The organism is Mesorhizobium sp. f-mel (assembly GCF_053850215.1).
This window is the reverse complement of sequence record NZ_JBSPTO010000019.1, coordinates 58,004-70,289: the sequence shown is the minus strand read 5'-3', so window position 1 is coordinate 70,289 and position 12,286 is coordinate 58,004. Positions and strand designations below refer to the sequence as shown.

At 63.0% G+C, this 12,286-nt stretch carries 11 protein-coding genes and 1 pseudogene; 2 read left to right on the top strand and 10 right to left on the bottom strand.

Annotated features, from left to right (window positions below; all coding sequences use genetic code 11):
* Positions 1-143 precede the first annotated feature (143 nt).
* Positions 144-950, bottom strand: a pseudogene (locus tag ACWUKX_RS21520) (MFS transporter); the annotation flags it as partial.
* 246 nt (positions 951-1,196) lie between these two features.
* On the opposite strand from ACWUKX_RS21520, the gene ACWUKX_RS21515 reads away from it, so the two are divergent.
* Together ACWUKX_RS21515 and ACWUKX_RS21510 are read left to right on the top strand one after the other, a co-directional pair.
* A complete protein-coding gene (locus tag ACWUKX_RS21515; RefSeq protein WP_456008850.1) occupies positions 1,197-2,198 on the top strand; it encodes an ornithine cyclodeaminase family protein in 1,002 nt (333 codons plus the stop codon).
* Entirely contained in the window at positions 2,195-3,676 is a 1,482-nt protein-coding gene (locus ACWUKX_RS21510; RefSeq protein ID WP_456008848.1) for an HAL/PAL/TAL family ammonia-lyase, read from the top strand. Before ACWUKX_RS21515 ends, ACWUKX_RS21510 begins: the two co-directional genes overlap by 4 nt.
* Before the next feature lie 59 nt (positions 3,677-3,735).
* Here the strand turns inward: ACWUKX_RS21510 and ACWUKX_RS21505 are convergent, their stop codons facing one another.
* From ACWUKX_RS21505 to ACWUKX_RS21465, 9 genes are all read right to left on the bottom strand, one after another.
* Complete coding sequence (locus tag ACWUKX_RS21505) at positions 3,736-4,536, bottom strand: 3-methyl-2-oxobutanoate hydroxymethyltransferase (RefSeq protein WP_456008847.1); 801 nt, start codon at positions 4,534-4,536, stop codon at positions 3,736-3,738.
* 137 nt (positions 4,537-4,673) lie between these two features.
* On the bottom strand, positions 4,674-4,985 hold the full coding sequence (locus ACWUKX_RS21500; RefSeq protein ID WP_287335829.1) for a MocE family 2Fe-2S type ferredoxin: 312 nt from the start codon (positions 4,983-4,985) through the stop codon (positions 4,674-4,676).
* A gap of 44 nt (positions 4,986-5,029) precedes the next feature.
* A complete protein-coding gene (locus ACWUKX_RS21495) occupies positions 5,030-6,118 on the bottom strand; it encodes a fatty acid desaturase family protein (protein ID WP_456008846.1) in 1,089 nt (362 codons plus the stop codon).
* Positions 6,119-6,206: 88 nt separating this feature from the next.
* Positions 6,207-7,391: an aldose 1-epimerase family protein gene (locus tag ACWUKX_RS21490; RefSeq protein ID WP_456008844.1), complete on the bottom strand. Its 1,185-nt coding sequence runs from the start codon at positions 7,389-7,391 to the stop codon at positions 6,207-6,209.
* Between the two features lie 16 nt (positions 7,392-7,407).
* Positions 7,408-8,184, bottom strand: a complete 777-nt coding sequence (locus ACWUKX_RS21485) for an ATP-binding cassette domain-containing protein (RefSeq protein ID WP_029351672.1) — start codon at positions 8,182-8,184, stop codon at positions 7,408-7,410.
* 1 nt (position 8,185) lies between these two features.
* Entirely contained in the window at positions 8,186-9,190 is a 1,005-nt protein-coding gene (locus ACWUKX_RS21480; protein WP_240992770.1) for an ABC transporter permease, read from the bottom strand.
* 61 nt (positions 9,191-9,251) lie between these two features.
* Positions 9,252-10,190 carry a sugar ABC transporter substrate-binding protein gene (locus ACWUKX_RS21475; RefSeq protein WP_456008843.1) on the bottom strand — a complete coding sequence of 313 codons (939 nt, stop codon included), beginning with the start codon at positions 10,188-10,190 and terminating at the stop codon, positions 9,252-9,254.
* Positions 10,191-10,227: 37 nt separating this feature from the next.
* Positions 10,228-11,142, bottom strand: coding sequence for a sugar phosphate isomerase/epimerase family protein (locus ACWUKX_RS21470; protein ID WP_456008842.1), 915 nt, complete (start codon positions 11,140-11,142; stop codon positions 10,228-10,230).
* A gap of 26 nt (positions 11,143-11,168) precedes the next feature.
* Positions 11,169-12,266, bottom strand: coding sequence for a Gfo/Idh/MocA family protein (locus ACWUKX_RS21465; RefSeq protein WP_456008841.1), 1,098 nt, complete (start codon positions 12,264-12,266; stop codon positions 11,169-11,171).
* Positions 12,267-12,286 lie beyond the last annotated feature (20 nt).

The following is a 12,286-nucleotide window of genomic DNA, read 5'->3' as shown; positions in this document are numbered from 1 at the left end:
CTCGGCGCCACGCGCCGATCCACCTTCTCCCAGAAGGGGAGAAGGTCAAGCCCGACTTCAGTTCCGCGGAAGATGGCCCGAGACCTCGGCGCCCACTGCCGCGACAACGCCAGGAAGCGGAATGAGGCCGCGAGCCGATTGCGCGAGAGGTCGAGCAGCGGATTTTTTGCGCGCGCCAGATGCCGCACGGCCAGCCAGCCGACCAGGGTGCCGGCGGCAAGCAGCGCCACGGTCGGCATGGCGCCGTCTTCCGGATGCGCGATCCGCTCGAGGCCGTAGAGCATTGAGGCGAGCCCGGCCGAGGTCAGAAGAAGGCCCGGCCAGTCGAGCGGCCTGGTTTCGGAATCGCGGTCGCCGGGAATGAAGCGGGCGACCAGCGCCAGACCGGCCAGCCCGAGCGGAATGTTGATGAAAGAAATTCCAGTGCCAGGAGAGATAGGTGGTAATGAAGCCGCCAAGCACCTGCCCGATCACCGGCGCGAACAGCGCCGGATAGGTGATCGGTGCGGTGGCGTTGAGAAGCTTGGACTTCGAGGCGTTAGGCAGCACCAGGATGCGGCCGACCGGCGTCATCAGGGCACTGCCCAGGCCCTGCACGGCACGCGCGGCGACGAACTGGGTCAGGCTTTGCGAGATTCCGCAGGCGATCGAGGCCAGCGTGAACAGCGCGATGCCATGACGAAGATGTTGCGCGCGCCGAAGCGGTCGGCGGCCAGCCTGACAGCGGCACGAACACCGCCATGGTCAGCATATAGACGGTGAATGCCGATGCTCATCGCCACCGCCGGCACGCCGACGGATTCTCCCATCTGCGGCAGCGATGTCGAGATGATCGCCGCATCCAGAAGCTGCATGAAGAAGGCGACGGCGACGATCAGCGCCACGCGCCGCGCCTGCCGCGCCGCCGTCGCGGTCTCGGCCAAGGCTTTGTTTTCGGGAATGGCGGTCATGCGCAGAACTGTATGAAAGTTTTTCCCGCGCCACTGGGAATCAGGCAATTGTCTGGCAAATCGATGACGCACCGGTTTGAACAGCATTTGGGTGGCGCCGTCCAGACATGGTCCAACAAACTTTCGTGTCGTATCGCGACCTGTTATGCGATGACTGAACCTAGCCACCGAACTAGCCTTCGACACTTCGCGATTTCGTTTCGCCTCTTCTGACTAGGACCCCTCTTCATTAGGACCAATCTGCGCATGAAGGCCATCTACATCGATTATCTCAACGCCCTCGACATCGAAGCCCTTGATATGGTCGATGCGGAAATCATCGATGCGGTCGAGGGCGGGCTGGTGGCGCAGGGCAACGGCCAGACGGTGATCGAGCCGCGCGTCCATCTCGAGCCGGACCCCTCCTTCAACGGCCATTTCAATGTCCTGCGCGGCTACGTCGCGCCGCTCGATGCGGCGGGCGTCAAGATCGTCGGCGACTATGTCGACAATTACCTGCACGGCCTGCCATCGGAATTCGGCATCCTCAACCTGTTCGATCCGCGCACCGGCACGCCGCGCGCCATCCTCGACGCCACCGTCATCACCGACATGCGCACCGGTGCCGTCACCGCCATTGGCGCAAAACATCTGGCGAAAAGGACGTCGAAGATCCTCGGCCATATCGGTGCGCGCGGCACCGCTTACTGGAACGTGCGCCTGCTCGACCACCTCTTCGACTTTGACGAGATCCGCGTGCATTCGCGCCGGCCGGAAAGCCGCGACGGCTTTGCCGCCAAGCTGTCCGCCGATCTCGGCAAGCCGGTCATGGCGGTCGCCGACTGGCGCGCCTGCGTCGAGGGCGCCGACATCGTCGTCGAGGCCTCGCGGCTGCCGGAACCGCAGCCGCTGCTGAAAACCGCATGGATCAAGCCCGGCGGGCTGGTGATGCCCTACGGCACGATGAGCGCGGTGGAGCTGACGTTGACCGACATCATGGCAAAGATCGTCGTCGACGACTGGGGCCAGTGCAAGGGCGGCAAATTCGGCTCGCTGCGCGCCCATGTCGAGACCGGACGCCTGAGCGAGCAGACGCTGCACGCCGAACTTGGCCAGATCGCCGCCGGCCTCAAGCCGGGGCGCCAGAGCGACGACGAGACGATCCTGTTCTGGCATCGCGGCCTGTCGCTCTCAGATATCGCGCTGGGTAAGGCGATGCTGGCCAAGGCGCAGGCGCAAGGCATCGGCCAGCGGCTGCGTTTCGCATGAGCGCGCTTGTCCTCACCGGAACGGGCGTCAGCATCGAGGACGTCGCGGCGGTTGCCCGCGCCGGACGTAAGGTGGAGGTAGCCCCCGCGGTCATGGAGAGGCTGGACAGAGCGCGAAAAGTGCTCGACCGCGCCGCCGCTTCTGGCCAGCCGATCTATGGGCTCAATACCGGTCTCGGCGCCAATCTCGGCACGTCGGTCAGCGGCGACGCCAGCGCCTTCCAGCACCAGTTGCTGGAAGGACGCAGCGGCGCCGTGGGTGACGCGCTGCCACAAGACATCGTGCGGGCGACGATGCTTGCCCGCACCGCGATGTTTTCGGCCGGCGGCTCGGGCATTTCATCAGAGGTTTTCCTCGCACTCATCGGCGCGCTCAATGCCGGCGTGCATCCGGTGATGCCGTCGCTGGGCTCGATCGGCGACAGCGACCTGGTGCTGATGGCAACGCTCGGTCGCATGCTGACCGGCGACGGCGAAGCCGACTTTCAGGGCCGGCGCATGCCGGCGGCCAAGGCGCTTGCGATGGCCCGCCTCGCCCCCGTCAGCCTCGCCCCCAAGGACGGGCTGTCGCTGATAAGCGCCTCGGCGGTGTCTGCCGGCAGCGGTGCGCTGGCAGCGGCTGACGCATTGTCCGCCTTCGCACAACAACAGCAGGCGGGCGCGCTGACCATTGAAGGCATCGGCGCCAACCAGACGATCCTCGATCCGCGCCTGCAGGCGGCGCGACCGGCCGCTGGCCAGCAGCAGGCCGCGCAAGGCTTGCGCGATCTGCTGGCACGCGACAAGGCGCCGACGCCGGCGACCTTACAAGACCCGCTGTCGATCCGTTGCATGCCGTCGATCCATGGCGCGCTGTTGCAGGCAATCGATCAGGCCAGGCAAGCTGTCGAGATCGAGCTCAACGCCGCCGCCGACAACCCGCTGGTGCTGGGCGACGACGACACGGTGCTGTCGACCGGCAATTTTCACACCCCGTCGCTGTCGCTTGCCTTCGAGACGCTCAGTCTTGCCATCGCTCAATGTGCGGCCGCCTGTGCTGCCCGCTTCATCCAGCTTACCGGCTCAGGCCGCAACGGCCTGCCCAAATATCTGTCGCCGGTCGGCGGCGCTTCGGCCGGCTTCGTGCCGCTGCAAAAGACAGTAAGTGCTATTCTCGCCGCCATCCGCCACAAGGCCAACCCGGTGATGCTCGACTTCCTGCAGGTCTCGGAGGGCGTTGAGGACCATGCGACGCAAGCACCGCTGGCCGTTTCGAAATGCGCCGACATGATCGTGCTGTGGCGGCGGCTGATCGCCTTCGAGCTGATGGCCGCCGCGCAGGCCGTCGACCTGCGCGACGGGCTGACGCTGGCGCCGGGCACAGCGGGAATTCACGCAGCCGTGCGTGCCCTCGTCGCGCCGCTTAGGGAAGACAGAGCGCTCGGTATTGACGCGGAGGCGCTTTACGCTGCGCTGGCTACCGGAACATGGCTGCCATAGCGCCGGCCGTCGCATATGCCGGCTGACGATATTGTCGAGCAGGTCCTAGCCGACGCGTTTCATCCGGCGTCGATTTTCTCCATGAACAGACCGAGTTGGTCCGGGTCCATATGCACCACATGCTTGTCTTCGGGATAGGCCAGGCTGTTCACGTCGGCGACATATTCGGAAAATGCGGCGATGCGTTCCGCCTGCAGGCGGTCATATTCGGCGGCGAAATTGCGGTAGACTTTGGAGTGGCGCGGCATGTGGCCACGGTTCTGGCCAAGGATATCGTCGGCGAACAAATATTGCGCGTCGCAGCCGGTGCCCGCCCCCATCGACAGCATGATCAGCGAGGTCCGCTCCGAAATCGCATTGGCCACCTCGACCGGCACCACTTCGATCTCGGCGCCGACCGCGCCTGCGGCCTCGTACTGCTTGACTGCCTCGAAAATCTGCATGGCGCTGTCGGCGGTCTTGCCGACAGCCTTGAAGCCGCCGGTCCAGGTGGCGCGCGACGGGATCAGTCCGACATGGCCGATCACCGGGATATTGTCACCGGCCAGCCGTTTGACAGTTGCAAAGCCGGCGCTGCAATAGACCGCGTCGGCGCTCGCCTTGTAGAGCCGGAACGCCCAGCGGACGAAGTCGTCGGCTGTGCCGATCTCGTAGAAATTGTCGCCCGGCATGGTGAACAGGCTGGGTGCGGCATCGCGGTATTGCGGGTTGAGCACCAGCTCCGGCGGCACCGAGACGATGTCGACCCCGGCTCTTTCGGCTGCCTCGGCCTCGTCCATCGTCAACACGCGCAGCATGGTCAATTGCCGCTTGCCCTTCATGGCGCGCAGATCGGCGATCGTGGGTCTTTTACGGCTCATCGATTTTGGTCCCCTTGTTGCGTGTATTGAAGGTCGGTCAGGCTTCAATTTGCATGATCTTTTCCGAACCGAAGGTCAGCGCAGCAAAAGCCGGTCCCCCTTTTCGCTGACGCGGACCTCCGGTTCGGAATCATACCCTATATCTGGATCATCACTTTGCCAGCCTCGACCTTGACCGGATAGGTCTGCAGATTGACACAGACGGGAGCCCCCTTGGCCTGGCCGGTTTTGTAATTGAAGCGGCCATTGTGCTTGGGGCATTCGATGATGTCGTCCATGACAAGCCCGTCGGCCAGATGGGCCTTCTCATGCGTACAAAACCCGTCGGTGGCGAAGAATTCGTCATCAGGGGAACGGTAGATCGCGAAGGTGCGGCCGCTATGGTCGAAGCGGATGACATCCTCTTCTTCGACATCGTCCACGGCGCACGCTTCGACCCAATCGGCCATCTCTGTTTCTCCTGAAATTTCTGTATTGCGGCGGTGCCCAGTGTCTATTCCGCGGCCGCCGACATGTTCACCTCGTGGAACTCGCCACGATAGGGCCGCGCCGTCGGCGGCAGTTCGCGCTTGAGGAAATACTCCTCGTACTTGAGCTGCCTGAGCAGGACCGGCCAGACCTCGCGATAGGCATGCCACATCGACGGGTTCGGCTCAGGCAAATCGTGCTTGATCAATTCGTGCAGCCTGGGCAGCGCGTGATAGGGCACCATCGGGAACATGTGATGCTCCACATGGTAGTTCATGTTCCAGTAGATGAACCGGCTGATCGGGTTCATGTACACGGTACGGGTGTTGAGCCGGTGGTCGACCACATTGTCGGCCAGGCCGATGTGCTGCAGCAGGCCGGTCAGCACCATGTGCCAGGTGCCGTACAGGCGCGGCACGCCGATCAGCACCAGCGGCAGCCACGACCACGTGTAAAGAGCGACCGCGATGGTCGCGATGTAGATCGCGATATGCCAGCGCGCGGCGATGACGGCCTTGTGCTGTTCCATCTCGGGAACGTAGCTTTTCTCGTCGGGCGTCAGTTTGCCGAACGCTTGGCGTACCAGCGCCGGAAGCGAGTAGCGAAAATCGAGGATACCGGTGAAAGCGAGTGCGGTGCGCAGCAGGTCCGGCGGGCGCATCACGGCGATCTCGGCATCGCGTCCGACAATGATGGTGTCGGTGTGGTGGCGGGCATGGCTCCAGCGCCAGGTCACCGGATTGCGCATCAGCATGAAGCTGGCGATCTGGTAGACCATATCATTCATCCAGCGCGTTCGGAAGGCAGTGCCATGACCACATTCGTGCCAGCGCGAGTCGCTGGAGGAGCCGTAGAGCACGCCATAGACGAAGAAGAACGGCACGCACCACCAGGTGCCCCAGAAATAAATGCCGCCGGCAGCTGAACCCAGGATGGCGACGATCCAGATGATCGTGTCGCGGATCGCCGGGCCATCCGACCGTTGCATCAACTCCTTGATCGCCTTGCGGGAGACGTCGGTGTGATACCACTCGGCCGAAGCCAGCCCCGTCTCGATCGCCCTGCGTGTGCTCTCGCCGACCAGGCTGTAGTCGCGCTTCACTGTGCCAGCCATTGTGACCTCCAAATCCTGATGGCCCGAGAGCCCTCCCCGCTCCGACCGGACTCAGCCTCCCAACTGGTATTTCGCATCCTCTTCGCCATCATCGCGACCTGCCTCCGAGCACCGGAAAATTGCCCGACGGCAGCGGATAATCCTGTTGCGGCTGCCGGGCGATCGCTGCGATCCGGCTTTCAGCGGCAGCGATGTCGCCGGTGCCATCGAGAACCCGGAACACCGCATTGTATGAGCGGCTCTCGCCATGCTCCAGCCAGATCATCTCGCCGCGTTCTCGGGCCGCCAGATTGCCGAGCACATGATGCGTCGACGGCTCGATGCCCAGCGCATAGTGCCCTGCCTGGAAATTCTGCCACTCATAGGCACAAGGCAACTGATCCTTGCGGGTCACGACTTCCAGCCCAAGGCCAAGACGGTCGTTGACCACCGCCACCGGCACTTCCCCGGCGCCGTTAGCGCCAAGCTCGTGCTGCCAGACCTGCTCTTTGAAACCCAATTGCGGCGCCGGCACTGTGCGGTAGCCGACCTTCTGCGCCTCGTAGCGCTCGCCGGCATGCCCGGCCCACACAACGTCACGGATCGGCGCCAGATAGCGAGACCCCTCGTCGAGCACCGGATGGCTGACATTGATGTGGTAGAAATACATATGCGGCGTCCGGCTGAACCCGTGATTGACGACCCGGTCCGAAAGCCGGATCTCGTTGCCGCCGACATCGGCTTCGATCCGCCGCAGCAGATGCAAATCCTCGCCGAACACAGTCGATTGCTGGACGATGCCTTCGGCCCACAGCACGCAGCGGTCGCCGTCCCAGGTCTCGCCGTAACCGGTCAGGCGCGCCGGAATGGTGCTGATGCGGCCATGCAGCGAATGGCGCACCGTTTTCTTCGGCGGATAATTGTAGCTGTCGGCGGGAACCTCGTTCATGAACAATATATGGTCGAGACCGCAGGTCAGCAGCAGGCCCGAGAAGGAACGCGCCCAGGCCAGCCCCTCCTCGCCTTCGTACTCATGCAGACCGGGATGGCGAAAGCCGCTCGGCGAATGCCAGCCGATCGCCTGGCCCTTGAAGTCGCAATCGGCGATATCGAGCGCCCGATCGACCAGCGCGGTGAAACGCAGGCCGGAGCCGGTGCGGAATTCGAGCATGCGGATGCCGCGCTCCACGCCGTCGCCAAGCGTCATCAGCCGCACGCCGGCGAATTGCGACAGCATGCCGGACCGTTCCGAAACCTGCCGGCGCGACAGCGTCTTGCCGTAAAGCTCTACCATGTGACGGCCAGTTCCTTCACTTCGCTCTCGTCTCCTTGAGCAGGGCCGACATATCGGCGCCGGTAATGATGCTTTCCACCGTCAACAGATCGGTATCGGCGACCGTCTGCTCGGCGACGATCTCGCCGCGGCGCATTACGATGATGCGGTCGGCGACCTGAAAGACGTGATGGATGTTGTGGGTGATCAAAAGCACCGAATGGCCGGCCGCGCGCACCTCCTTGACGAAGCGCAGCACGCCGTGTGTTTCCTCGACGCCGAGATTATTGGTCGGCTCATCGAGGATGATGACCTTGGCGGCGAACTGCATCGCCCGCGAAATGGCGATCGACTGGCGCTCGCCGCCCGAAAGCGTACTGACCAGCGCATCGGCGTCGAGCTTTTTCGAAATGCCGACGCGCTTCAGCAGCGCCGCGGCGGCGTCGCGCAGCTTGGCGAGATCGAGCGGCGCGAACACGCCCAGCCATTTCAGATTGACCGGCTCGCGACCGAGAAAGAGATTGCGCGCGATGCTCAGGTCGGGCGCCAGCGACGTGTCCTGGTGGATGGTCTCGATGCCGAGATCCATCGCGTCGCGCGTCGAGCGGATCGAGACTTTCTGGCCGCGCACATAGATGTCGCCGCGGTCGACAGGAAACACGCCGGAGATCGCCTTGATGAGGGTGGATTTGCCGGCGCCGTTGTCGCCGAGCAAGGCTACCACTTCACCTTCATTGAGTGCGAACGATGCGCTCTTCAGGGCGCGGACGCTGCCGAAGGACTTTTGCAGGTTCTGCAACCGAAGCACTTCCATGTCAGCTCCTGGCGGCGTTCTTCTGCAGCAAAGCGTGCAGGATGAGCATGGCAAGGATGATGACGCCGACGAAGATGTTGTAGGCGAGCCCCGGCACGCCGATCAGCACGATGCCGTTGCGGATGCTGCGCAGCATCAGCGCGCCGACGATCGTGCCCAGGATCGTGCCGCGCCCGCCGGTCAGCGCCGTGCCGCCGACCACCACCATGGCGATCACTTCGAGTTCATAGCCGGTGCCGGCCACCGGCGAGGCGGCAGAGATGCGGAACGCGCTGATCATGCCGGCGAGACCGGCCAGCGCGGACGTCAGGATGAACAGCCAGACCTTGACCGCATCGGCCGGCACGCCGCGCGCCACGGCAGCGTTACGGTTCGAGCCGATGGCGCTTATCCAGTTGCCGAGCTTGGCGTAGTGCAGGACATAGATCGCCAGCAGCGACAGGCCGATGAACCACCACAAGGATGTATAGAAACGGAACGTTCCGATATTGAAGCTGCCGGCCAGCAGCGTCACGAAAAAGCCTGGCTGGTCCCAGGATTTCAGCGGAAAGCCTTGCGTGATGTAGAGCGCAGCCCCGCGCACCACGAGCAGCATCGACAGCGTGACCAGGAAGGAGGAGATGCCGATCTTGGTGACGATCAGCCCGTTGACCGCACCGATCGCTATGCAGAGCAGCAGGCCGACAAGCAGGGCGATGCCGATGTCAAACCCGCCGTTCTGCACCAGAAGCATGACCACGACCGGTGCCAACCCGAACACGGCTCCGACCGAAAGGTCGAACTCGCCCGCAGTGAGAAGCAGCGTCATGCCGAGCGCGATGATGCCGAGTTCGGGCAGGAACGCCATCATGTTGGAGATGTTGAGCGGCGACAGGAAGTTGGCATCGGCAACGGCGAACACCGCCAGCAGGACAATCAGGATGACGAGCGAAGAGAATTGCGGCGAGCGGATCAGGCTCGACCTGCGTTTGGAGCGCGGCATTTCCTCTTCTGCGGCGATTGTCATGACTGCTTGGACCATATCTCAGGGTGACGCCCGCCGCCTGCGCGGCGGACGTCAGTTTCCATCACTTGTTGTAGAGTTTCAGGATCGGTTCGACGCTCGAGGCGTCGTAGAGGCTGAACGTGTGGATGTCGTAGCCGATCGGCTCACCCGAGGCGGCGAGCCCGAGCAAAGCAACCGGCATGAAGCCCTGTGCCGAAGGGAACTGCCAGGCCGCTGCGTTGACGAAGCCGGCCTTGACGGATTCGGCTGTTTCCTTCGAATTGCCCCAGCCGACGACCGGGATTTTGCCAGCCGGAATGCTAGCGCCGTCGAACACCCGCTTGATGCTGGCCGCCACGGAATCGCCGAGCGCGATGATCGCCGGCGGATTGTTGGCCACCATATAGTCGGTCATCTTGGCGATGATACCGGCCGGATCGGTGCCGCAATCGACGACGTCGTATTTGATGCCGAGCGGATCGAACACGCTGGCGATGCCTTCGGTCTCGAGCTGCTGGTAGCTGGCTCCCGGCACTTCGACCGGCAGGAACACCTTGTCGCCCTGCTTCACCATCTTGTGGTCGACCAGGTATTTTGCCCAGATGGCGCCGGCCTCCTTGAGGTCAGCGCCGATATAGGCCTGCCGTCCGGTCGCCGGATCGTCGGTGTTGAAGAACACGATCGGGATGCCGGCGGCCTTGGCCGCCTTGACCTCCTCGGTCCACAGGCCTGGCTGCGCCGAGGTGGTGGCGATGCCGTCGGGCTTGGCGGCGAGCGCCGAGTTGAACGCTTCCTTCTGCGCCGCCATGTCGCCGCCGCTGAAGGAGATATTGCAGGTCACCTTGAGCTGGTCGCAGGCCTTGGTGGCGCCGGCATTCCAGTCGAGCCAGAAGGCATCCGATGGGCCGCCATGCGACAGCAGGTAGAACGTCTTTTGAGCATCCTGCGCCAGCGCCGAGTCCATGGTCACGCCGGCGAGCACGGTCGCGGCAACGGCGATTTTCGACACGAATTTCAACATTTCTCTTCCTCCCTTTTTTGGTGGCCGAACCGTGCCGTCACAGTCCGTTGGCGCGGAATTTGCCGTCGAGGAATTTCTTGGCGCGCGGCACGTCATCTTCCGAAAGATGCTCGATGATAACCGGGATGTTCGGGTGCTTTTCGGCCAGCCGCCTGAGATAGAGGTCGTAGTTCAGCGAACCGAGGCCTGGCGCCGGCAGCTCGATTTCGCCAACACCGCGGAAAGTGTGGCTCTCCAGCGCGTCCTCGTCGCCGATGTCGGCGTGCTTCTCCGACTTGTCACCGCCCGAGCGCTTGACGTCCTTGGCATGGGCTATTCTGATCTTGTCGGTCAGCGTGTCGAATACCTGGTTCAGAATCTGGTCCATCCTGTCGATGTTGTGCGTCTCGAAATAGTTGGTCGGGTCCATCAAAAGGCCGAGACCGGGATGGTCGACCTGCGCGAACATCTTCACCGTCTCCTCGACCGAGCCGACGACATTGTTGACATAGGTTTCGAGCAGGAAGACCGCGCCGTGGTCGTATGCGGTCTGGGCAAGATCTGATATGACCTTGCGGCATTCCTCGAACCCTTCCTCGGTCTTGTTCTTGGGATGATGCACCCAATCGGACTCGCTGTTGTAGGTGCCGGTTTCCGAGATAACGTAAGGCGAGCCGAAATTGCGCGCATTGCGGATGATCTCCTTGAGATAGCCGACACGCCTATCACGCTCGCCTATGTCCGGATGGATGATGTTGGTGTAGCCTGACACGCAGCACACCGGCAGATTGTGGTCGCGGAAGGTGTCGCGAACAGTCCGGGCCTTTTCCTTGGTGATCTGCCCGGCCGACAGGTCAACATCCTTAAAATGGAGGTCGAGCTGCACCGTGTTGAAATCGAGCGCGCGGATCTTCTGCGCGGTTTCCTTGAGGCTGTACGGGAAATAGCCCGTGAAAATACCTGCCTGCATCATGATGTGAAGTCCTCCCTGTAAGCGATTCAGTTGATTGAGTTTGTCGAGATTTCGGAAAGCTTGACCGTGCGGCCCTCGTCGATCGAGCGATAGCCGGCTTCGATCAGCGCCATGGTCTTGACGTTGTCGGCGACGGACAGCGCCGGCGGCGTGCCGGTCTTCACCGCGTGCTGGAGCTGCTCCATCACGCCGATGAAGGCATGCGGGAACCACATCGTGTCCCAGTTGGGCGTCATCCATTCGCCCCCGGTGGTCTCGGTCGAAGCATAGGTCAGCGTCGAGGCAGCGCCCGTCGGCCAGCCGATCGTGCCCTTGGCGACGCCCTTTGTGCCGTCGACGCGCCAGTTGATGTGCTGGTCGTCCTTGTAGCCCTCCTGGCGCGGACCGGACCAGACATCCTCAAGCGAAACGGCGAGCACGCCGGACGGGAACCGCAGCGTCGAAACGGTGATGCCGTCCGAATGGTCGAAGCGCGTGCGCGGATCTTTGCGGGTCAGCGTCGTGATCTCGTCGGGATCGCCGAACAGAAAACGCAGCACGTCGAGATGGTGGACGCTCATATTGGCAAGCGTCAGCCGGTCGTAGTCCTTGAGGAAGGTCTGCCAGTGGGGGATCGCATGCATGTCGATCTGGGCGAAGACGATGTCGCCGAGCGCGCCGCTGTCCATGATCTGCTTCAGCACGCGCATCGACTGATCGTAGCGCATGTTCTGGTTGACCGAGAGGATCTTGCCGGCCTTGGCCGCCTCGTCGCGCAACTCGATCGCATCCTTGAGCGACAGCGCCAGCGGCTTCTGCGCCAGGACCGCCTTGATGTGCTTCTGCTTCAGCGCATGGCGGATCAGCGCCGGCTGCTGGTCCGGCGGAAAGGCAAGGTCGATGATCTCGACGTTTTCGTCCTCGATCAATTGTTCCGGCGTGTCGTGGACGGTCGGGATCTCCCAGCGCTTGGCGACCTTCTCGGCACTGGCCTTGGTCCGCGAGGCGATCGCCACCACCGGAAAGCCGGCGTCCTTGTAGGCGGCAAGATGGCATTCGGCCATGATCATGCCGGCGCCGACACAGCCGATTTTGTACTCCCTGGTGCGGACTTTAACGTCCGGCTCGAAGTCTTTGCTCGTCATGTCTTTCTCCCGAAGCTCGT